This window comes from Halobacillus litoralis, assembly GCF_009856415.1.
GTDB classification, from domain to species: Bacteria; Bacillota; Bacilli; order Bacillales; family Halobacillaceae; genus Halobacillus; species Halobacillus litoralis_C.
On the sequence record NZ_WMEZ01000001.1, the window covers coordinates 855,681 to 878,128 of the forward strand.

Here is a 22,448-nt window from a genome sequence, read left to right on the forward strand (position 1 = left end):
CCATTCCATGTGGAACAGAAACGACCCCCTATACCAAAATGAGGGGTATTTACACCATACTTAGAAGTAGGCATAAAGGGCTCTATATCAGGCTTTTGAGCTTTGAATGACTACTGAAGAGAGTATGATATTATCCATTTTGCTTGAGTACCACCAGCAGCTTTTCCAGAAATAGTTTCGAGACACTTACATGGCAAAGGGCGGAGGGGAATGGCGAGACTCCTGCGGGAAGAGAGTGCTAGGTGAGACCCCGCAGGACGCAGTCCGAGGAGGCTCACCGCGCTCCCGCGGAAAGCGAGCTATTCCCCGCAGCCCCCATCCACTCAAAAAAAGTCTCGAAACTGAGTCTTCCAGAATCCTGCCATTTAGCTTAATAACAAAAAAACGTCCAGGAGATTCTGGACGTTTTTTTGAGCTGGGTTATTGACCATCCACATCGATGACCTTGATGGTAGAGTTATGCTTAGGAAATACAATTGTTAAAACGCTACCCTTAAAGGATGCACTGCTTGCTGTATCCGCTACAGCAAAAGGAAGAGTGATCACGCGTTCTTTCTGACTTAACGAATGCGAACGGTTGTAATAATGAGCATCTTCATTTTTCACTTCACGAAGTTGCCTTTCATCCACACGGATTCGAAGCTGATCCCCAGATCGATCAATGCGTATTTGATCACGTGTTACATTAGGAAGATAAGCTTCGACAGTGACGTCTCGATCTGTTTCGAACACTTCCACAGGAATCGTCGTTTGTTGAAAGAAATCATGGACGTGCTTGATGGATTCGTCGAAAAACGAATCAAAAGCCTTGACGATGTCACGAAAACTCTGGTCAAACAAATCCGGCAGTTGTTTATGTTTATCATCCATACCTTTGCACCTCTTTTTGCATAAAGTCTGCCCTACACTTTATGCACGGTGCTGGGTTTGGTGACCATTTCATTTATGAGTGGAAGTCTTGACCTGAAGTAACCGGTCGAATGTACCCTTTGCGTATGACAAAATCACCAAATCTTTCATGATCTTCCCGCTGTTTCGCATAATGGACAAGTAACGGTTTTAACTCTTCTACTATTTCTCTTTCTCCGATATTTTCACGGTACAATTTATTCAACCTGTCCCCTGCGAATCCAGCTCCTAAATAAAGGTTGTATTTCCCAGGGGCTTTACCGATAAAACCAATCTCCCCAAGGGCTGGGCGTGAACATCCATTTGGACAACCTGACATTCTTATTATAATTTCTTCATTTCTCAAGCCCACTTCATCCAGGACTTCTTCTATTTGATCAATGAGCGAAGGCAAATACCTTTCCGATTCAGCCATGGCCAGCCCGCATGTAGGCATAGCCACACAGGCCATCGAGTTCCTTCTCAATGCAGAATTCTGTTTACCGTCTGATAATCCGTATTCTTCAATAACGGCTTCAATTTCTGGTTTATTCTCATTCTTGATTTTCGAAAGCGTAACATTCTGATTAGGGGTCAGCCTGAACTCTCCAAGTCCCAGTTCGGCCATTTTGCGCATTCCTTCTTTTAGTAAATAGGTGTCTTCATCTTTAATGCGTCCATTTTGGATGAAAAAGGTATGATGCCAATCCCCATCCTCCCCTTTCAACCATCCATACCGATCGCCATTATGATCAAAATGATAAGGTTTCTCCTCTTCCAGCTCCCAACCTGTTCTCCGGTTCAGTTCCTCACAGATCCACTCCACTCCAAGCCGATCCACCGTGTATTTGAAACGAGCATTTTTCCGGTTCGATCGGTTTCCGTAATCACGCTGGATGGTCAGGATTTTTTCTGCCACCTCTTTTCCTTTTTCTTTTGGACAGAAACCGATGACACGCCCTAATTGAGGGTAGGTCGTCTTATCCCCATGGGTCATGCCCATTCCACCGCCAACTACGACATTGAAACCAATCAGCTTTCCTTCCTCTTCAACGGCTATGAAACCGAGATCCTGCGAAAAGACATCCACATCATTGGAAGGTGGAACAGCGACACCGATTTTGAACTTCCGCGGCAGGTAGTGGGAACCGTAGATCGGCTCTTCTTCCTCTTTGCCATCTATGACTTTCTCTTCATCAAGCCAGATCTCATGGTAAGCCCTGGTCTTCGGAAGTAAGTGTTCACTTATTTGTTTAGCAAACTGGTAGACTTCCGCGTGATATGGGGATTGATCCGGATTCACGTTAGCCATGACATTCCGATTGACATCCCCACAGGCAGCAATGGAATCTAACAACGATTCATTCATGGCCTGTATACTATTTTTCATATTCCACTTCAGTATCCCGTGGAGCTGAAAGGTCTGCCTTGTCGTAAGTTTCATCGTTCCATTTCCATAATCATCAGCCAACGTATCCATTATCAGCCACTGATCCGGTGTCGCCACACCCCCTGGGAGGCGGACACGGACCATGAATTGATAAGCGGGCTCCAACTTCTGCTTTCTCCGCTCATTCCTCAGATCACGATCATCCTGCATGTAACTTCCGTGAAATTTCAGTAGTTTCGTATCATCCTCAGGGATACTCGCACTGATCCGGTCTTCAAAACTATCTACGAGCGTCCCTCTTAAAAAACGACTTTCCTCTTTAATTCTTTCCATATCATCCGGGGGACCTTCAGGCCTTATGGTTTTGTTTTCCGCCACTATACTTTCTCTCCCTTCCTTCTTCTCCTTAATAAACGTCTCTTTGGTAACGCTTCGCTTTCCTCAATTCTTTCAAATATTCCTCTGCTTCTTCTTCGGTGTATTTTCCTTCTTCTTTTATGATTTCAAGGATTGTGTTGTGGACATCTTTGGCCATATATTTTTCATCCCCACATACATAGACATAAGCCCCGGATGCTAACCATTGATAAAATTCTTTCTGGTTCTCAAGCAAACGGTGCTGGACGTACACTTTTTCTGATGTATCTCTGGAGAAAGCGACATCCATTTTTGTTAGGACGCCTTCTTTTAACCATCGCTGCCATTCCACTTGATATAGAAAATCCGTGACAAAGTGCTGCTCACCGAAGAAAAGCCAGGACCTGCCCTGTCTCTCGCTTTCTTCTCGTTCTTCAAGGAAGGATCGGTAGGGGGCCACGCCCGTTCCCGCTCCGATCATGATGATGGGGATGGATGGATCATCTGGCAGTTTGAAATTGTTGTTCTTCTGTACAAAAACAGACAGTTGATCTCCCACTTCTGTCCTTTCTGCACATTGCCCTGAGCAGACCCCTGTTCGTTTCCGCCCATTTGAATCGTATCTTACTGTCCCGATTGTCAGATGTACTTCATCAGGATTTGCTTTTAAACTGCTCGCAATAGAATACAGTCTCGCAGGGATCTTCCTTAAGGAGCTGACAAACGCTTCCGCCCCTGCTTTCCATGGTCCATAATCTCTCACGACATCAAGCAGATCCCTTCCATATATATAAGCATTCATTTTTTCCCTGGATGCCACTAGTTGTTTGAACTCTTCATGATCAGTCAGAGTCGCTAATTTCTCCAGTAAGGGTATGGTCAAGGCCGTAATCTCATAATGGGAGGTCAAAGCTTCCCGTAATGCCCGGACTTCCCCATCTTTGTTCACGATGACCGATAAGTCCGGGTCCCATCCCATTTCTTCGATCAGCTCATCTACAAGGGTATCTTCATTTTTCGGATAAATCCCCAGACTATCCCCAGGTTCATAGGCAAGGTTCGCTCCCTCCAGGTCGAGCTCCAAATGGCGGGTCTCTTTATTCGATCCCCGTCCACTCAAGTTGATATTCTCCAGCACTTCTGCTTGAAAAGGGTTTTTCTTAGAGTAAATCGGACGATCGGTAACAGACGTGACTTTTTCAACCGTTGGAGAGACATGTTCATGAGTATCACCTAATGTATGAAGCACTCCCTTCCACCATGATTCAGCATCTTCTTCATAATCAAGGTCGCAATCGACACGGGGATGGATACGCTCAGCACCAAGTTCGTTCAGGCGTTCATCGATTTCCTTCCCCGTCTGACAAAAGAACTCATAAGAGCTGTCACCAAGAGCAAGGACAGAATACTTCATTCCGTCTAATTTTGGAGCTCGTTTGCTGAAGAGAAATTCATAAAAGGACAGTGCATTATCTGGAGGATCTCCGTCTCCGTGGGTGCTCGTCAAAATCAATAGATCCTGTTCACTTTTTAAGTTTTTCGGTTTATATTCATCCATATCCAGAACGTTGGCTACCATGCCCTTTTCTTTTAACTTGGCCCCATATTCTTCCGCAAGGGCCTGACAGTTTCCGGTATGTGATCCATACAAAAGGGTTACCTGCCGGGCAGACACTGCTTTTTCTTCTCCTTGGTGATTCTTTACAGCAAGGGAAGGAGAGTTCTGAAAGGCGGCCAAATAACCGCTCAGCCATATTTTCTGTCGGTCATCCATTGTTAGAAGCAAACGGTTCAATTGTTCCGTTTGTTCTTGATCAAATGGACTGTTCTTGACATCAAGATTCAACATTGACACCTCCATATTGATAGCTATTGATTCAACCATTGCCCCTGAAAATAATGATCGAGCTTCACAATCATCGCACCCATCTTCGGTCGCTCGGGTTGAATGACCGAAGAAATTCCTCGGTCATGCAGAGCCTGAGCGGTTACTTTACCAACAGCTACCGCCTGGACATGATGTTGGAAAGCTTCCACAACATTTTCCAACCTTTTGCTTTGATGAAATAAATTTTTCACCTGGGTTTTACTTGTGAAAACAACCGCATCTAGTTGAGCGTCTGCGATATGGAGGGCTAAGTCTTCTACGACAACAGGATCAGGTGGTAAGAACTTGTAGGGGTTAGCTCTGTAAACCCTGTATCCTTTCTCCTCTAATTTTCTTACTAAAAATTCTTCATCTTCATTGTATGTCTGTAGAAAGATTCCTTGGTTCTCTGTTCGATCTACAACAGGGATTTGACACAATAGATTTTCCATCGTTCCATCTGCAGCAATCACATCAGGTAATAGGTCATTGGCTTTTAACCAATCCATCGTTTTCGCACCCCGGATGGCAAGAGACTCGTTTTCGAGCTTCTGAAGAAATTTCCTGTCTACCCTTTCTTTTATTGCGGCATCTCCAAGCGTCCGAGCGCCTATGCCTGTCGTCAATATGACCCGGTTAAACGATTGATGAAGGTAGTCTTTCACATGAGCGCGGGATGCTTTTTCATCCAGCAGCTGCTCTCCTTGCAATGGAAAAACAAAAGGCTTTCCACCCATGTTCGTTATTAATTTTTGAATCGCTTCCGAACGGCGATCTGCCGCAATGCCAACCTTTTTTCCTTTTAGTCCCGACAAAGGCTACCTCCTCCTTTGGTATGTATTTCTTCCTTGATGATCCATTGTTTTTCCCGTTCTAAATAAGAGGGATCAAGCATTCTTTCCAGATACATCTCTTTTTCCACTTTAGATAAAGGAGAAGCCTTCAGCATTTGCCTGCATTCATATAAAAAATCCATATAATCCTTATAGGCAGGAGGGAACTGCTTTTCCCATTCTTCACGCAAGCGTCCTGCGAGCTTAGGACTAGCTCCCTGGGTGGTGACAGATACGTTTAGTTTCCCCCGGGTAAATTGTGCAGGAAGATGAAGGTTTCCACCCTTCCCCCCATCTACTCTGTTCACAAGGGGCACATTACCTGCTTGCAGTGCGATGTTGTCATTTGTCTCGCAGTCATCCGTCGCAATAACTAATAGAAATGCGCTCGTAACATCACCATTTTCAAAATGACGATTCAACCAATGGATCTCCTTCTTCTTGATCATCTCTTTTAAGTCTTCCGTGACTGCAGGACTGACAACTGTAATTCTTGCCTTTTCTCGTAGGAAGACCTTCGCCCTTTTTTCTGCTGTTTTGCCTCCTCCAATGATGATGACTTTCTTTTGTTCTACATCAACGGATAGCGATATCATTTCACAATTCTCTCCTCTTCCTCCCCTTTGCTTAAGGCTTGATTGACTCGGTCAACCAAGGATTGAACCATATTTGGATGATCATTTAAATAAGAAGCGAGGTAGACATGATGTCCTTTCTCTTTTGCGTTCACCACGCTTTTTTCCAAAGAATCATAGAGGAGGCCTGTAAACCATAAGTAAGGGACCACAATTGTCTTAGAATAGTTGCTTAGCGATTCTTCAAACTCGTCTGGAAATCGAGGAGAAAGTGCAGCCAGGTAGCAGGTTTGAATATGTCGGATCCGGCCCTTCTCTTTCAATTCTCCAGCAATCCATTCGATGGATGTTTTTGTATCCGGATGCCTGCTCCCTCTTCCCACAAGTAAAACATTGGCTGATTCATCCATTTCGGTCGGCAGTTCTTTCAGCCGGTCCACCAGTACATCCGTGATTCGTTCCTGCACCCCAAGCGTTTGACCATAAGTAATCGAAATGTCTGGATAGATGGCTTCGGCTTTCTCAATCTCATGAGGAATATCCTTGAAATAGTGACCGGCACTCAGTAGCAGTACAGGGATAATGACAATCCTATCTGCCCCTTTTTCGACAAGTTTACGAATGCCTTCCAACACATCAGGATCTGCTAACTCGAGAAAACAAATATGAGAGAGTTCGCAGTTGACCTGCCGCTGAACACGGTTCAAAAAGTGAATGGCTTCCTCTTTCGCTTGCTTTTTTCTACTCCCATGACTGACATACAAAACGGCTTCCATGTTACCCCTACTTTCATACAACACCTGTGGCTATTTCCTTAAGATCTTCTTCCAGAGATGACTCAAACCATTGGAGACGTTCTCGTAACCTGACTACGTCTCCAACGACGATCATTGCAGGATTCTCAATACGCTTTGATTTTTCGACAATATCTTCAATCGTGCCTGTCACCGTTTTTTGCTCCTTTGTTGTCCCCCATTGCACCAGGGCTACAGGTGTATGAAGAGGTCTTCCGTACTTCAGAAGTCGTTCACAAATGAGCGGCAATTTCTTTACTCCCATATAAATGCACAAGGTATCCATACTTTTAGAGACCCGCTCCCAATAAGCCTCTTCATCGCCGCCTTGCTTATTGACACCTGAAATGAAAGCGACGGAAGAACTGTAGTCTCGGTGGGTCACAGGAATGCCTGCATAAGCAGGCGCTGCAATTCCCGAAGTGATTCCCGGTACGATTTCATAAGGAATGTTTCTTTTGGCGAGTTCTTCCGCCTCTTCTCCTCCGCGTCCGAATACGAATGGGTCTCCCCCTTTCAAACGGGTGACCACTTTTCCTTTCCGCGCATATTTACACAAGAGATGATTGATGGTCGTCTGACTAAGGGCATGATGGTCCGGACGTTTCCCACAAAACACAAGTTCTGCACCTTCCTTCGCCTCATCCAGAAGCTCTTGATTGATCAAGCGATCATACAGAATGACGTCTGCTTTTTGGATCGCTTTTAACCCTTTCACTGTGATCAGGTCGTAATCCCCCGGACCTGCTCCCACAATATAAACGTTTGTCATCTTCCGGCCCCTTTCATGTCACCCATTTTTTATCTTGTAAAAGCTTCCACACTTGTTCCGTGCAACTTTCCACACTATACGTTTTAGAATCAAGCACAAGTTCCGGTTGAAGCGGTTTTTCATAAGGCGCATCAATGCCTGTAAATCCCTTGATTTCTCCGTTTCTGGCTTTCTTATAAAGCCCTTTCGGATCACGGATTTCACACTCTTCCACAGGACAGTCGACATGGATTTCAATAAAATCCCCTTCCGGTATAGAGGCTCTTACAAGGTCCCGGTCTTTTTGATAAGGAGAAATGAACGCTGACAAAACGATGGTTCCACTATCCGCAAAGAGTTTCGCTACTTCACCGATCCGTCTAATGTTCTCCTCTCTGTCGACTTCCGAAAACCCGAGGTCTGAGTTCAGTCCATGTCTCACATTGTCACCATCAAGTAAATAGCTTTGGATGCCTTTTTCGAACAGGACTTTGTTCAATTGGTTGGCAATGCTTGATTTACCTGAGCCCGAGAGACCTGTAAACCAGAGTACTCCACTTTGGTGCCCATTTTTTCTGCGATACTCTTCTTTCCCAATGGATGCCTCATGCCAGGTCAAATTTTTGTTCATGGACCTCACCCTTTCACTTCTGCTGTTTCTTTCTGCAGCCCTTCGATTAAGACGTCCACCACTTCAGGACGACTGAACGTTTTTGGAGGTTTTTCTCCTTTACGCAGCAACTCCCTTACTTTCGTTCCTGACAAGATCATGTGATGCTCTTTGTCGTGAGGGCAGGTTTTATGAGAAGCCATCGATTCGCAAGCGTTGCAATAAAAACTGTGTTCAAAGAAAAGTGGTGTGATACCAAGTTCCCCACTTTCATAGTGGCTGAAGATTTTCTGTGCATCATACGTACCATAATAATCACCGACACCCGCGTGATCTCGCCCTACAATGAAGTGGGAGCACCCGAAATTCTTTCTGACGATTGCATGAAAGATCGCCTCCCTAGGACCTGCATACCGCATAGCCGCATTGAAGACAGCCAAGGTGACTCTCTCTTTTGGATAATAGTGATCAAGAAGAACTTGATAACTCTTCATCCGGACATCACTGGGAATATCATCACTTTTCGTTTCGCCGACCAGCGGATTTAAAAACAATCCATCCACCGTCTCCAGCGCAGCTTTCTGGATGTATTCGTGAGCCCTATGGACAGGGTTTCGTGTTTGAAACCCAACGACCTTTTTCCAACCAAGTTGTTGAAAAAGCTCTCTCGATTCTTTTGGATCTAAGTAAAATGACTTTCCATGTTCGTAAGGAGGTTTTTGAAATACTTCGATTTCACCTGAGGCATACCAGTCTCCTCGTTCGAATAATTTTTTCACGCCAGGATGAGCCGATTCTGTCGTTAAGTACACGTTTTGAGCTTCCTTTTTCTTATCCGGTTTAAATCGATCTGTTATCGTAATCGTCCCATATACAATCCCATCCTTGACCAACTTCGCTTTCCTTCCAAGCGACCGGGATTGTTCCTCTGAGATCGGAAGTGTAATCGGAATACTCCATGGAGTGCCATCTTTTAACCTTAATGTTTCGACCACAGATTCATAATCTTCCTTGTTCATGAACCCTTTTAAGGGACTATAAGCACCGTTCGCAATTAAACCGACATCACTTAATGCCATCGAATCAAGCTCGATGATATCTTCCGGCAGCTCCTCCGGCCTTGTTTCCTTCCACCTGTTTACAAGCACTCCACCGTGCGGGGTTATGATTGACATCCCATTTCCTCCTTTAAGATTTTTCCTCTTCTGAAGATTCCGCTGTGTGTAACCCACATTCGGTTTTATTGAACCCTTTCCATCTGCCTGATCTCCCATCATTTGAAGCCTGGGCGGTACAGGGGATGCAGCCGACACTAGGATAATTCTGATCGTGCAATTCATTGTAGTCCAACCTATTTAGTCGGATATATTCCCATACGTCTTCCCAACTCCAGTGAATCAAGGGGCACACTTTAACGGATTTAAATCTCTCATCCTTGTTCACGAAATTTGTTTTCTGACGGCTGGGGGATTGCTCCCGTCTCAGGCCTGACAGCCAAGCTTTTCTGCCGCTGAGAGCATCTTCAAGTGGCTTAATTTTACGGATGTAACAACATTGATCCGGCTGCCGCTTCCATAGGGCGGAGCCATACTGTTCCGCTTGTTCTTCCAGCGTAATTTCAGGTTTTTTCATCGTTATGTTTAACTTCGGATACCTCATTTTCACTTTTTCAATCAGCTGATAAGTTTCTTCAAAATGAAGATCTGTATCAAGAAAAACGACTTCGGCATCCGGCTTCTCCTTGGAAATCAAATCGATGAGAACGATCCCTTCTGCTCCGAAACTGCAGGCATACACGATGTCCTCGTACTGAGAATAAGCCCATCGAATAACCTCTGCTGCTCCTTTTGTAACATTGGCTTTTGGTGGATCACCTTCAAATGGATTTTCAAAAGATTGATACGTTACGAGTGGTTGTTTCATCTCTTCCTCCTTTCTAAAAAGAAAAAATGCCTTTCTTCACGATAAGAAGAAAGGCATTTACAAATAAATGTAAACTATATTCTCCTTATCTTCTCAAGCGCTTACCACTTGCTGGAATTGGCACAGTATCTGTATAGATCCGTTGCCGAGGCTTCAAAGGGCCAGTCCCTCCACCTCTCTAGATAAGAAAAGGTATGAAATTTTCTGAAAAACAAGTTGATACAAATCTTATGCTCCTTATCAACATATGTCAATGCTTTTTTAGGAAATTCAAAAATTTTCTGTTTTTTTATACTATATGATTGACAAATAAAACCATGTCCGTTAGTTTAAGAATTATTCTTCACAAACCTATACAACCCTTATAAAGAGTCGGGGAAGGAACCTGGTCTGACGATCCCGCAGCAACCTGTAAGAAGGTGCTCATTCCAGCAGCCAAAAGGCTGAAAGATAAGGTGTGGATGACTCCCCCTTCTTTCAGATAGGGGGTTTATTTTTTGATTATAAAACCAAGTAAATGCATAGGAATAATAAAAATATATTTCCGAACGATTGAACGGTTTAAAAGGAGTGGTACACTTTGCAGAAACTGACGATTTTCGCTCTTATTGGTTTTGTTGCTCAACTGATGGATGGAGCACTCGGCATGGGATTTGGGCTTAGTTCATCTACGATTCTCTTATCCTATGGACTAGCTCCTGCTGTAGCATCCGCTTCCATCCATATGTCTCAGATTGCCACAACAGCTGTTTCTGGTTTTTCCCACTATAAGTTTGGCAACGTAGACAAACGCCTTGTCATGATCATCGCAGTTCCTGGTGCCATCAGCGCCTTCTTAGGAGCAGCATTTTTAAGCTACATATCAGGAGAATTCATTAGACCTTACATATCCATATTCCTACTCTCACTAGGAATTTATATCATTTTCCGATTCCTATCCCTTTCGAAAAAAACACACATCAAAGAAAAGAAGTCTGTAAACAAACGTTTCCTCTTGCCCCTTGGAATAGCAGGCGGCTTTTTGGATAGTGTCGGCGGGGGTGGCTGGGGACCGGTGAATACACCTGCACTTCTTTCTCACTCGGGGATCGCTCCAAGGAAAGTCATTGGAACAGTGGACACGAGCGAGTTTCTGGTAACGGTTTCAGCAACGGCTGGTTTTTTGATTTTTTTAGGGCATGATCAATTCAGCTGGCTGCTCATATCATCTTTTGTTATCGGTGGTGTGATAGCCGCACCCATTGCCGCTTGGCTTGTCAAAACCCTTCCCTCTTCTGTTCTAGGAGTATTAGCCGGGGGTTTCATCATCCTTACAAATACGAGAACTTTATTGTCTTCGATCCAAATCAGCGATTCGGTCTTAACTTTTGTTTACACTTCACTGTTCTTTGGGTATCTCTTGATTGTTGTGTTTTCTATTCGAAACCACCTTCGAGTCAAGATGGTTCGAAAACAAGCATAAAAAGAAACGCAGCCCAAAGAGCTGCGTTCCTGTACGAGTTTTATTCGATTGAAAAGATATAGGAATAAATCGGCTGTCCACCATTGTGGATTTCCACTTCCAAATCTTCATACGTTTCTTCAATGAATGACTCAAGTTCTGCTACATCTTTATCGTCAACTTCTTCACCGGTCAAGATGGTCAGAATCTCATCTTCATCTTCATCGATCATTTGGTTCAGCAACGTTTTAGCCGTCGTCAACGCATTTCGGTCGGTAGCGGAAATTTTGCCATCGGCGATTCCCATGAAATGGCCTTTGGATATGTCCAACCCATCAATTTGTGTGTCTCTGACAGCGTACGTAATTTGTCCTGTTTTCACTTCAGCCATGAGGCTCAGCATTTCATCTTTATTCGTATCAAGGTCTGCTTCCGGGTTGAACCCTAGAAGGGCGCTCATCCCTTGAGGTATCGTTTTCGATGGAATGACAGCAACCTCTACATCCGCGATTTCTGCCGCTTGCTCAGCAGCCATGACGATATTTTTGTTATTCGGCAAGACGAGCACACGTTTCGCATGTGCCTCTTTGATCGCTTCTGAAAGATCTTGAGTACTCGGGTTCATGGTTTGACCGCCCTGGATAACGACAGTAGCTCCAAGACTTTCAAACAGCTTTTTGATTCCGTCTCCCATGCTCACGGTCACAATTCCGTACTCTGCTTTTTCCTCTGACTTGGGCTTGGCTTTCTTTTTATCACCAACGATCGACGTATGCTGTTCGCGCATGTTCTCGATCTTCATGTTAACAAGACTGCCGTATCTTTGCCCCAAGGTCATCGCTTCACCTGGATATTCCACGTGTACGTGGACTTTGATCAAATCCTCATCAGAGACGACAAGCAGAGAGTCTCCCATCTCGCTGAGCTCATTACGGAAGGCTTCTTCATCATATGGATGTTCAGCAAGTTTATCTTCCTCAAATTTGACCATGAATTCTGTGCAATAGCCAAATTCAATATCCTCTGTATTCATGAAATCCTGATTTAACTTATGGTGTTCAGCGTTAACCATGTCATCCATAGATACGGTATCCTCAAGATCCGGAAGTTCCTCCCCTTTTAAGTTGGCTAGGAAACCTTCGTAAATCGTGACAAGGCCCTGACCGCCACTATCTACGACACCGACTTCCTTCAGTACGGGAAGCAGTTCAGGTGTGTTCTTCAATGATTTCTTCGCTGCTTGAACGACTCCTTCGATGAATGGAATGAAATCATCCTCTTTTTCAGCGATCTCGACAGATGCTTCGGCTGCCTCTCTTGCTACAGTAAGAATGGTTCCTTCCACAGGTTTCATTACGGCTTTGTATGCTGTTTTGGCCCCACCTTGAAGAGCTTCTGAAAAGTCTTTCGTTGTAATGACTTCTTTGCCTTCAATCGCCTTTGAAAAGCCACGGAAAATTTGGGAGAGAATAACACCTGAGTTTCCACGCGCTCCCATCAAGAGACCTTTGGATAAAGATTGGGCTACTGTTCCTACATGATTCTGGTCCACGTTCCGAACTTCTTCAGCTCCAGAAGTCATGGACAGGTTCATGTTCGTCCCCGTATCTCCATCCGGTACAGGGAAAACGTTCAAAGCATCAATCATTTGTGAGTTCTGCTTTAAATGATGAGCTCCTTGCAAGATCATTTCGGCAAGCGTCTTGCCGTCTAACTTTTGTAACGTCACACTTACTTCCTCCTTTGACTGCAACCGCGATCTATTCAGTTGTCACGCGAACTCCCTGAATGAAAATATTCACAGAATCCACGGACAAACCAACTGTTTTGTTTAGTGTGTATTTTACTTGTGATTGGACATTATGAGCGACTTCGGAAATCTTCGTACCGTAGCTCACGATAATGAACATGTCTATATGGAGGCGATCTTCATCCTGTCTGACAACGACTCCTCTGGAAAAATTCTCTTTGCGGAGCATTTCAGATAAACCGTCACGGATCTGATTTTTAGACGCCATACCGACGATGCCGTAGCACTCAACAGCGGCTCCTCCAGCAATCGTTGAAATGACTTCATTGCTAATAGTAATATGACCATATTGGTTATTTAAATCAACAGACATAATAGATCCTCCTTTATAATCCTCATCAATCCTACCCTATTATAACACAAAAACGCGAAATGAATTTCTGTTCAATGGTATGAAAATGACCTGGATATCCCTACTATACTGTGTAACAATTCATAAGTTCTGTCAAGAAAAAATTCTTGATATAATTCTGACAAGATTATTGCAAACACCTTTTCTATATGATAAAGTTACTAAGTATCTGATGATTTATGTATGTAACAGGAGGGATTTTCATGGCACGCAGAAGTGTTCTATCTGGTAAAGGTACACGCTCAGGTAACCACCGTTCACACGCGATGAACGCTAATAAACGTAAATTCAAAGCAAATGTTCAAAAAGTTCGCATCCTTGTGGATGGTAAGCCTCAAAAAGTTTACGTAACAGCACGTGAACTTAAGTCCGGCAAAGTACAACGCGTATAATTACGGACACCGAGCTTTTGAGCTCACAAAAAAGCACCCTTCCCGGGTGCTTTTTTTATTGGTCTAAAGATAAGTAAACGGGCGCTTGTGATGCTCTCCGGAGCTCAGCCCATGTGTACTCCGGAGTTTTCCCTTTTGATTTGGTCCTAATCTTTTTTAAATGTACTTATGACTGCGCGCACTAAACCCCCGACGAACCGTGGGAGTTTGATGGTATAAAATTTCAAAAGAGCCCCCTCCTCCTATATGAACTAATGCGAACTCCCTTATTACCTTCAAGTAGGCAAGTCTGTACTTCTTATTACTAAGAGTATGCCTGACTCAAATGAAAAAGTACCTGTATCTTCAATCAGTCGATTCGAGATGCACAAGGTGGATCCAAAAGGTAGATAAGCTTGATCCAAAGGGTAGTAGAACCCTTCGAGCGTAATTTTAGTCACTTCAAGTGTGACCGGTAAGAAAGAAACATACGGGTAAAATTCATCCGCTTCTATCTTATGCTCACCAGCAGAGACTAATTCCACCCGATTCTGTCGATCGATGATCGTACTCTTTACTTTTTCCTTCATAAGCGGATACAAGAGTTGCATGTTCGCCTGAGAATGATCGATCCGACCACCGGTCACTCCGAATAATAGAATATGCTCTGGACTTAAACGGAGTGCTTCATTTATAGCTAATTCCAAGTCGGTTTCATCTTTTTCATCAGGAAATATAAGTACCTGTTTGGATTTCTTTTTTATTTCTGCCAGTGACTGTTCTGAAACGGAATCAAAATCTCCGATGGCAATGTCAGGCTCTACCCCCTGCTCAACGAGGACTTCAGCTCCTTGATCGGCTCCGATCCAAATACATTCTTCACATGCATATTCTTTTACATCCGGTATGTAAGACTTCGGCCCACCACCGACAACAATAACTCTCTTCATATCCTTAACATCCTTCCTATGTCTTGCACCATAAAAAAACATTCCTTCTCTATTCAAGATAAGCTCCCGATTGTGGAAGACTCAGTTTCGAAATGTTCCTGGGCTCGTTGCCTGGGTTGAGTGTCAAGGGTGGCTGGGAAGCTACTCGCTTTCCTGTGGGGGAGTGGCAAGCTTCCTCGGACTGCGTCCTGCGGGATCTCGCCTATCTCCTTTCTCCCACGGGAGTCTCGCAGCTTCCCAACCACCCCATTCATTGTATGTAAGAAACGAACCCCTTCAACAAGTTGGATCGTCTTCCATAACCCAATGTTAGAGGCAAAAAGCGCTCTACATCAAGCTTTCATGCTCAAAATGACCACTGGGGATAGGTTATATTACTCGATTCACGCGAGCATATAAGCCGAGTTGCCAAGAAGTGGTTTCGAGAAACTAATATAGCCAAGGGGCGGAGGGGAATGGCGAGACTCCTGCGGGAAAAAAGTGCAGGGTGAGACCCCACAGGACACAGTCCGAGGAGGCTCACCGCACTCCCGCGGAAAGCGAGTCATTCGCCGCAGCCCCATCCTCTCAACAAAAGTCTCGAAATCAAGTCTTCAAGAATACTGCCACATTCTACAATAGGACGATTTCTCTTATTTTAAAATGTAACTTATTTCTGTATTGGATGCCAATCAAAAAAGGAATAAAAAAGCTCAAAGGATGGAGATCCTTTGAGCTTTTTGGTCATTCTGACGATTGTCTGATTTCTTCAATCGCTTTTTTACGATCCTCTTGGTTAAAGATTGCACTACCGGCAACGAGCACATCAGCTCCAGCGTCTGTACAAAGTTTTGCCGTTTCCACTTTCACTCCGCCATCGATTTCAATCTCGAAGGATAGTTCTTCTTCTTCGCGCCACTGGGAGATTTGTTCGATTTTCGGTACGACCGAATGGATGAACGATTGACCTCCAAATCCTGGGTTGACCGTCATTAAGAGGACAAGATCGACATCTTGAAGAATGGGACGGATGGTTTCTGCTGGAGTAGCCGGGTTGATGACGACTCCTGCTTTTACCCCATGGCTTTTGATCAATTGAATCGTCCTATGGAGGTGAGGACACGCTTCCTGATGAACTGTGATGATATCAGATCCTGCTTTGGCAAAAGCTTCGATATATTGATCGGGATTTTCAATCATCAAATGGACATCAAGGGGCAAATCGGTGACCGGACGGATGTGATCAACGATTAATGGACCGATCGTAATATTGGGAACAAAATGTCCGTCCATGACGTCGACGTGGATATAATCCGCGCCTCCACGTTCGACATCCTTGATTTCTTCTCCAAGTTTCGAAAAATCAGAAGCTAGAATGGATGGTGCAATTTTTGTCATGATTAATACCTCGGCTTTCTATTCTGTATTTCATTTAAAAATTGTAAGTAATGCTCGTAGCGCTGATCGGAAATCTCTCCGTTCTCTACGGCTGATTTGACCGCGCACTTCGGTTCTTTATGGTGCAGACAACCTCGGAATTTACAGTCATTCTGTACCTCAACGAACTCAGGGAAACACTCGGGTAGTTGATCAAGTTCCAACTCCCCGAATTCCAATGAACTGAAGCCAGGGGTATCCGCTACAAGACCATCTGCTATTTCATAAAGCTCTACGTGTCGCGTCGTATGTTTCCCCCTGCCTAAACTCTCTGAGATTTCATCCGTATCAATGGAGAGTCTAGGATCGATGGAATTGAGCAAGGATGATTTGCCGACGCCGGACTGGCCAGCAATGACTGTTGTGCGACCAGCTAAGTGAGATTGGACTTGATCCATGGATTCCGTATCATCTACTGCAGATAAAATGACAGGATAGCCGATTTTTTCATACAGCGTTTTGTAGCTTTCCATCACTTCCATTTGATGTTCATCCAGTTGGTCCACTTTGGAAATGACAATAAAAGGCTCAATCCTCTTTTCTTCCACAAGGACGAGAAAGCGATCCAGTAATAATGCATTGAAATCCGGGTGAACGGCAGAAGTGACGATTAATGCCTGATCAACATTCGAAATCGGAGGCCTTACCAATTCATTTTTTCTGTTTTCAATGGATAAGATATATCCTTCTTCCTTATTATCCGCCTTGAATTCTACGAGATCACCAACTAATGGGGTGACTTTCTTTTTACGGAAGTTCCCCCGCCCCCGACATTGGTAGACCTCTCCTTCACAAAGGACATAGTAAAACCCGCTCAATGATTTAATAATTTTTCCTACTGGCATTTTTTCACCTCTTAATACGGTACTTCCACTTCTTCTTGAAAGACTTCCCCGTCTCTCATTACCCGGTAGGTGGCTACTTCTCCCGGTTCAATCGTTAAGGTAATTTCAAAAGTCTTCGTTTCGGTTATCGTTTCACTGATCACTGGTGTACTTCCATCTCGATTTGCATCGTTCACATAAATCAGAACTTCCTGCCCCTCAGGTTCAGGCTGCTCTCCTTCTTGCTCCCCCTCACTCTGTCCCTCTTCCTCATTCGTTTCCGGTTCATATGGAACCTCAATTGAAACGGATTCATCTCTAGGAGGTTTTGGCTCAGGTCCTTTAGAAATAACTAAGTTTACGGTCGATCCTTGTTCTACTTCTGTTTGAGCAGCAGGATCCTGACTAATCACATAGCCTTCCCTTATCTCTTCAGAAAATTGACGTGTGACTTCATATTTCAGGTTATTTCTTTGGAGGTAATCCGTCGCAAACTTCTCATTCGCATCCACTAAACTCGGAAGTTGAACTTTAGCCACTCCAGAACTTACTCGGAAGGTCACCGTCGTCTCATCAGGAATGACACTCGTACCGGGGCTTGGACTTACATGGGCAATGATTTCTCCTGCTGGATGTTCCTCACTTGTCTGTTCGATTAAATCGACTCCACTATACCCCTTACTCTCCAACTCTTCTTTTACTTGTTCAAAATCCTGGCCGGTGTAATCAGGAAAATCCACGCGTTCTTTACCGTTGCTAAGATATACGGTAATCTCGGAACCTTCCTTCACTGTCATCCCCGCTTCAGGATCTGTTTCAATGACATCGCCCTCTTCCACCTCATCAGAAAAGCGTGTTTCTCTTGTTACAGTAAGGTTCAAATCACTGAGTTCACTATATGCCGTCTCATACTCTTCTCCTGCAAGATCAGGAATCTCCACATCTGCAGGCTGAATGATCCCTGGGATTGTGAATAATGCCACAACTCCCCCGATCAATAATAATAGAATAACGGTAAGGATCCACGGCCACACTTTCCGCTTCTTCTTTTGCTTCTTCTCAGCAGTTGGCGTATCTGAAGGAGCTGTTTCCTTATAGGTTTTTGTCGGCGATGTCGGGGCTGGGGTGACAGGTTTGTGATCACTGGTATTGATAATTGTATCTTCATTAGGTGAATCGCCGTAAGCTTCATTCGTAATGACGGGGATGGCTTTGGTTTTTTCTTCATCTCCATCATCGGGTAATGTGAATACCGGTTCATTCGCCCGGTAAGGCTCGAGAGAAGTTTCAATCTCATGTTCCATTTCCATTACAGATTCGTACCGATGAAAAGGATCTTTGGCTGTCGATTTCAAGACGATGTTTTCGACGCTTTGAGGCAAATCTGCATTCCACCTTTTTAAAGAAGGCGTTTCATGCTGGAGATGCTTCAAGGCAATGGAGACAGGAGATTCTCCTGAAAAAGGGAGCCGCCCTGTCAGTAATTCGAAAAAAACAATGCCGAGCGAATAGACGTCGGATTTCTTTGTCGCCATCCCGCCCCGCGCTTGTTCCGGCGATAGATAATGAACAGAACCAAGCACCGAGTTGGTCTGAGTCAAAGCCGTCGCACTGAGGGCCATGGCGATTCCAAAATCCGTCACTTTCACATGACCGTAATGATCAATAAGAATGTTCTGAGGTTTGATATCCCTATGAACGATTCCATTATCATGCGCATGAGCGATGGCTGATGAAATCTGCCTCATAATATCCACCGCTTCAGTTACATCGATCGGACTATGTTGTTGAATGTATTGCTTCAACGTCATTCCATCGACGTACTCCATCACCATAAAATAAATGTCATCTTCTTCTCCGACATCATAAATGTTGACGATATTTGGATGAGAGAGACTCGTAGCTGATTGGGCTTCTCTATGGAAACGAGCTATAAACTCCTCATCATTTCCATGTTCCAGTCGCAATACTTTAATGGCAACATCCCTGTCTAGAATCGTGTCATGAGCAAGGTAGACATTCGCCATACCGCCGCCACCGATCATCTCTTGTACACGATAACGGTCATTAAGGAGACGGTTATTCAACATTATTCCGCACCTTCTTTCTGGTCGGAAGAAGGATGATGATGCACGACTGCAAGCGTAATATTATCTTCGCCTCCACGTTCATTTGCAAGGTCGATCATCTGCCGAGTAAACGACGACCATTCCCCTTCGAATGATTTCAATTCACTTAATTCCTCATCACTGACCTTATTGGTTAATCCGTCTGTGCATAGTAGAAGGCGGTCATTCTCTTCGAATTCCATCGTTTTCACATCAGCTGTCAAATCAAATTCTGTCCCAAGGGCTTTTAATAATACGTTTTTTCTCGGATGATGCTCCGCCTGCTCTTCGGTAATTTGACCAGAGCGCACCAATTCGTTCACGAGGGAATGGTCCTCTGTAATGACTTTGAAGCCATAGGAGTTAGCAAAATAACAGCGGCTGTCTCCAATGTGTCCGATCGTTGCGAATTCTCCTGTACACAACGCCACAACAACTGTCGTTCCCATCCCTGCACATTCTTCATGGTCATTGGCATAGGTTTTAATTTCATTGTTCGCCGAACGGACCGCTTCTTTGATCCATTCTTCTGCTTCACCAGGCGTTTCGATGAGCGTGGCTTCCTGCCATTTTTTATGTAAGTGTAAGGTCGTCATCTGACTGGCTACATCACCGGCCTGGTGTCCTCCCATTCCGTCGGCTACGATCGCAAGGACTTGGCCTGCGTCATTTTTGAAAACTCCACCGGCATCCTCGTTATGAATTCTGACTTTCCCCTGATCTGTCTCGTAATAACCTATCATGGTCTCACCTGCCTCATATTTATTACTGGGATAAAACAAAGGTGTTGGTTCTTAGGTGGTGTTCCTCTCATTACCTTGCAGGGAAAGGCCCGCAATCACTAACAGGTCCCTCCCATGGCTTTGTTTGTTTCTGAGGTGTCTCACTTCTTTAGCAATCGGGTCAAGAAAAATCCATCTGTATCCCACTCTTGAGGGAAAAGCTGAAGGCCAGTTTCGGAAAGGCCCTGGGATCCTTTCAGAGCTTCTGGAAGCTCCTCGAAGAAATCTGGATCGACTTGAAAGTCCGGGTGCTCTTTTAAGAAATGCTGGACGGCTTCCTCATTTTCATGACGGTCGACCGTACAAGTACTATAGACAAGCTTGCCTCCATCATTTAGTAGTGGGGCAACTTCTCTCAATAGATCATCCTGAATATTTCTTAGGGAGAAAATATCTTCTTCTTTTTTATGGTATTTAATATCCGGTTTCCCTCGTAAAACTCCAAGGCCGGAACAAGGGGCATCAAGTAAGATGCGGTCGAATGCTCCCTGGGGATGTTTCTCTCCCAGCTTTCTTGAGTCTGCCTGACTGGCCGTAATTGATGTGAGCTGCAACTGTTGAGCCTTTTTGCTTACAAGTTTCGCTTTTTTCTCATGCAAATCATAAGCAACGACTTCTCCCTCATCTTCCATCTTTTCAGCGATATGCGTCGTTTTACCTCCAGGTGCACTGCAGGCATCCAGCACAGTCAATCCTTTTTCAAGATCCATCATTTCCGCAACAAGCATGGAACTCTGGTCTTGGACCGTCACATAACCGTCTTTGAAAAGGGAATGAGAGAGAATCGCCCCTTCAAGAACAAGAAAGCCTTGAGGTGAGAGCGTGCTCTCTTCCACTTTAAATCCATCCCCCTGCAACTGCTTCATCGCCTCTTCACGTGAAATTCTGAGCGGCTGGACTCTCAGAGACATAGGAAGGTGTTGATTGTTCGCTTCACACATCGCTTTCGTCGTTTCAAAACCGTACTGTTTGACCCATCGATTCACGAGCCATTGAGGATGACTGGTTTCAGTAGCCATGCGCTCTACAGGATCTTCGATTTTATCAAGGCTTTGGACGCCTTTGCGCTGGACGTTCCGAAGCACACCATTCATGAATGAAGAAATTCCCTTATGCCCTCGCTTTTTGGAAATTTCCACGGCTTCATGGATAATCGCATGGTCTGGCACTCTTTCAAGAAAAATCATCTGGTAAACCGACATATAAAGCAGCCAACGGACCCATGGCTTTATTTTCTTCTGCTTGGCAATGTAAGGCTGTATGGAATAGTGGATCAAATCCCGACGTTGGAGTGTTCCGTATACGATTTCAGTTAACAGTGCTCCATCCTGTCTGGAAAGCTTTTGTTTAGAGATCTCCCGGTCTAATAAAACGTGACTGAATCCTCCCTGCTCACCAATTCGAGTGAGAAGATCAAGGGCTGACTCTCTTAATGCATATTTAGTCATTCGTCTCACCCAGACGTTCTCCGACCTCTAAGGACTGACCAGCACCATTGATAAACGCCTGCCCGTCCATCTTTTTCTTTCCAGAAGGCTGGAGAGTAACGACCTTGACGGCTTTATTTCCACCTGTTGTGACAAGAAAACCATCTTCATCGATTCTTACAACGGTCCCAGGGGCTTCTTCAAATGTATCTTCGACTTTCTCCACCCACCAGACTTTCATCGGCTTGCCGTTCCAAAACGTGTAAGCGACCGGCCATGGATGAAGCCCTCGCACATGATTGTAGACCGTCTGTTGATCCATGCTCCAATCGATGAGCTCCTGTTCCCTTTTAATATTGGAAGCGAAAGTGACCTTAGATTCATCCTGCTCTTCTGGTGTAATGTCTCCGCTCAATAACTTCGGCAGTGTGTCCGCCAACAAGTCCGCTCCGGCTACCGAGAGTTTATCATGAAGTGTTCCCACATGATCATCGTCTTCAATCGGGACGGTAACTTTTGAAAGCATGTCGCCGGCATCGAGACGTTTGACCATATACATGATCGTAACTCCAGTCTCCTTCTTACCTTCGAGGATGCTGTAATGAATCGGTGCCCCACCTCGGAATTCAGGCAGCAAGGAGGCATGGACATTGATGCATCCATGTTTCGGCTCCTGAAGTAAAGCTTCCGGTAAAATTTGACCGAAGGCAGCGGTTACGATCAAGTCGGGATCGTAAGCAAGAACTTCTTGGTATTCTTCTTTGATTTTTTCTGGTTGAAATACTGGGATTCCGTGTTTTTCCGCCGCTACCTTGACAGGAGGCGGGGTCATCGTTTTCTTTCTCCCTTTCGGACGATCCGGCTGGGTGATAACGAGGACAACCTCATACCCCTCTTCAATGATGCGGTCAAGGACAGGTACGGCGAAATCCGGTGTCCCCATAAATGCAATTTGTGTCATGACTTTGTTGCTCCCTTC

General features: G+C 44.6%; 22 protein-coding genes and 2 riboswitches. Of the genes, 2 read left to right on the top strand and 20 right to left on the bottom strand.

The genetic code is table 11. The features are described 5' to 3' along the window. Positions 1–420: 420 nt before the first annotated feature. From GLV98_RS04545 to GLV98_RS04590, 10 genes are all read right to left on the bottom strand, one after another. Positions 421–870: an Hsp20/alpha crystallin family protein gene (locus tag GLV98_RS04545; RefSeq protein WP_160912480.1), complete on the bottom strand. Its 450-nt coding sequence runs from the start codon at positions 868–870 to the stop codon at positions 421–423. Between the two features lie 73 nt (positions 871–943). Further along, positions 944–2,656, bottom strand: coding sequence for an assimilatory sulfite reductase (NADPH) hemoprotein subunit (gene cysI / locus GLV98_RS04550; RefSeq protein ID WP_160912482.1), 1,713 nt, complete (start codon positions 2,654–2,656; stop codon positions 944–946). Positions 2,657–2,684: 28 nt separating this feature from the next. Beyond that, complete coding sequence (locus tag GLV98_RS04555; RefSeq protein ID WP_160912969.1) at positions 2,685–4,481, bottom strand: assimilatory sulfite reductase (NADPH) flavoprotein subunit; 1,797 nt, start codon at positions 4,479–4,481, stop codon at positions 2,685–2,687. 23 nt (positions 4,482–4,504) lie between these two features. Next, positions 4,505–5,317 (bottom strand): uroporphyrinogen-III synthase, encoded by an 813-nt coding sequence (locus tag GLV98_RS04560; RefSeq protein WP_160912484.1) that lies wholly within the window; start codon positions 5,315–5,317, stop codon positions 4,505–4,507. Next, positions 5,305–5,931 (bottom strand): NAD(P)-binding protein, encoded by a 627-nt coding sequence (locus tag GLV98_RS04565; RefSeq protein WP_160912486.1) that lies wholly within the window; start codon positions 5,929–5,931, stop codon positions 5,305–5,307. Before GLV98_RS04565 ends, GLV98_RS04560 begins: the two co-directional genes overlap by 13 nt. Then, positions 5,928–6,686, bottom strand: coding sequence for a sirohydrochlorin chelatase (locus GLV98_RS04570; protein ID WP_160912489.1), 759 nt, complete (start codon positions 6,684–6,686; stop codon positions 5,928–5,930). Before GLV98_RS04570 ends, GLV98_RS04565 begins: the two co-directional genes overlap by 4 nt. A 13-nt stretch (positions 6,687–6,699) precedes the next feature. Next, positions 6,700–7,476, bottom strand: a complete 777-nt coding sequence (cobA, locus tag GLV98_RS04575; protein WP_160912491.1) for a uroporphyrinogen-III C-methyltransferase — start codon at positions 7,474–7,476, stop codon at positions 6,700–6,702. A 13-nt stretch (positions 7,477–7,489) separates the two neighbouring features. Further along, complete coding sequence (gene cysC, locus GLV98_RS04580; protein ID WP_160912493.1) at positions 7,490–8,086, bottom strand: adenylyl-sulfate kinase; 597 nt, start codon at positions 8,084–8,086, stop codon at positions 7,490–7,492. A gap of 5 nt (positions 8,087–8,091) precedes the next feature. Continuing rightward, positions 8,092–9,240 (bottom strand): sulfate adenylyltransferase, encoded by a 1,149-nt coding sequence (sat, locus tag GLV98_RS04585; RefSeq protein WP_160912495.1) that lies wholly within the window; start codon positions 9,238–9,240, stop codon positions 8,092–8,094. Positions 9,241–9,253: 13 nt separating this feature from the next. Then, positions 9,254–9,988 carry a phosphoadenylyl-sulfate reductase gene (locus GLV98_RS04590; RefSeq protein WP_160912497.1) on the bottom strand — a complete coding sequence of 245 codons (735 nt, stop codon included), beginning with the start codon at positions 9,986–9,988 and terminating at the stop codon, positions 9,254–9,256. 82 nt (positions 9,989–10,070) lie between these two features. Continuing rightward, a riboswitch (SAM riboswitch) is annotated at positions 10,071–10,177 on the bottom strand. Between the two features lie 170 nt (positions 10,178–10,347). Then, positions 10,348–10,445, top strand: a riboswitch (SAM riboswitch). 123 nt (positions 10,446–10,568) lie between these two features. Here GLV98_RS04590 and GLV98_RS04595 point away from each other — a divergent pair. Further along, the gene (locus GLV98_RS04595; protein WP_160912499.1) at positions 10,569–11,450 is read left to right on the top strand and encodes a sulfite exporter TauE/SafE family protein; all 882 of its coding nucleotides are present in this window, start codon (positions 10,569–10,571) and stop codon (positions 11,448–11,450) included. A 40-nt stretch (positions 11,451–11,490) separates the two neighbouring features. Here the strand turns inward: GLV98_RS04595 and GLV98_RS04600 are convergent, their stop codons facing one another. Together GLV98_RS04600 and GLV98_RS04605 are read right to left on the bottom strand one after the other, a co-directional pair. Beyond that, positions 11,491–13,158 (bottom strand): DAK2 domain-containing protein, encoded by a 1,668-nt coding sequence (locus GLV98_RS04600; protein ID WP_160912501.1) that lies wholly within the window; start codon positions 13,156–13,158, stop codon positions 11,491–11,493. Between the two features lie 31 nt (positions 13,159–13,189). Further along, positions 13,190–13,552, bottom strand: coding sequence for an Asp23/Gls24 family envelope stress response protein (locus GLV98_RS04605; protein WP_160912503.1), 363 nt, complete (start codon positions 13,550–13,552; stop codon positions 13,190–13,192). A 242-nt stretch (positions 13,553–13,794) separates the two neighbouring features. On the opposite strand from GLV98_RS04605, the gene rpmB reads away from it, so the two are divergent. Next, positions 13,795–13,983, top strand: a complete 189-nt coding sequence (rpmB, locus tag GLV98_RS04610) for a 50S ribosomal protein L28 (protein WP_035505437.1) — start codon at positions 13,795–13,797, stop codon at positions 13,981–13,983. A gap of 146 nt (positions 13,984–14,129) precedes the next feature. Here rpmB and spoVM read toward each other — a convergent pair whose 3' ends face one another. The 8 genes from spoVM to fmt all read right to left on the bottom strand — a co-directional run bounded on the left by spoVM (position 14,130) and on the right by fmt (position 22,430). After that, positions 14,130–14,210: a stage V sporulation protein SpoVM gene (spoVM, locus tag GLV98_RS04615; RefSeq protein ID WP_035505439.1), complete on the bottom strand. Its 81-nt coding sequence runs from the start codon at positions 14,208–14,210 to the stop codon at positions 14,130–14,132. Positions 14,211–14,258: 48 nt separating this feature from the next. Then, positions 14,259–14,912 carry a thiamine diphosphokinase gene (locus tag GLV98_RS04620; RefSeq protein WP_160912506.1) on the bottom strand — a complete coding sequence of 218 codons (654 nt, stop codon included), beginning with the start codon at positions 14,910–14,912 and terminating at the stop codon, positions 14,259–14,261. A gap of 723 nt (positions 14,913–15,635) precedes the next feature. Continuing rightward, on the bottom strand, positions 15,636–16,289 hold the full coding sequence (gene rpe / locus GLV98_RS04625) for a ribulose-phosphate 3-epimerase (protein ID WP_160912508.1): 654 nt from the start codon (positions 16,287–16,289) through the stop codon (positions 15,636–15,638). Between the two features lie 2 nt (positions 16,290–16,291). Further along, positions 16,292–17,173 (bottom strand): ribosome small subunit-dependent GTPase A, encoded by an 882-nt coding sequence (gene rsgA / locus GLV98_RS04630; protein WP_160912510.1) that lies wholly within the window; start codon positions 17,171–17,173, stop codon positions 16,292–16,294. Positions 17,174–17,184: 11 nt separating this feature from the next. After that, positions 17,185–19,242, bottom strand: coding sequence for a Stk1 family PASTA domain-containing Ser/Thr kinase (gene pknB, locus GLV98_RS04635; RefSeq protein ID WP_160912512.1), 2,058 nt, complete (start codon positions 19,240–19,242; stop codon positions 17,185–17,187). Next, positions 19,242–20,003, bottom strand: a complete 762-nt coding sequence (locus GLV98_RS04640; RefSeq protein WP_160912514.1) for a Stp1/IreP family PP2C-type Ser/Thr phosphatase — start codon at positions 20,001–20,003, stop codon at positions 19,242–19,244. The genes pknB and GLV98_RS04640 overlap by 1 nt, the downstream gene beginning before the upstream one ends. A gap of 140 nt (positions 20,004–20,143) precedes the next feature. Then, positions 20,144–21,490 (bottom strand): 16S rRNA (cytosine(967)-C(5))-methyltransferase RsmB, encoded by a 1,347-nt coding sequence (rsmB, locus tag GLV98_RS04645; RefSeq protein WP_160912516.1) that lies wholly within the window; start codon positions 21,488–21,490, stop codon positions 20,144–20,146. Beyond that, a complete protein-coding gene (fmt, locus tag GLV98_RS04650) occupies positions 21,483–22,430 on the bottom strand; it encodes a methionyl-tRNA formyltransferase (protein WP_160912518.1) in 948 nt (315 codons plus the stop codon). Before fmt ends, rsmB begins: the two co-directional genes overlap by 8 nt. Positions 22,431–22,448 lie beyond the last annotated feature (18 nt).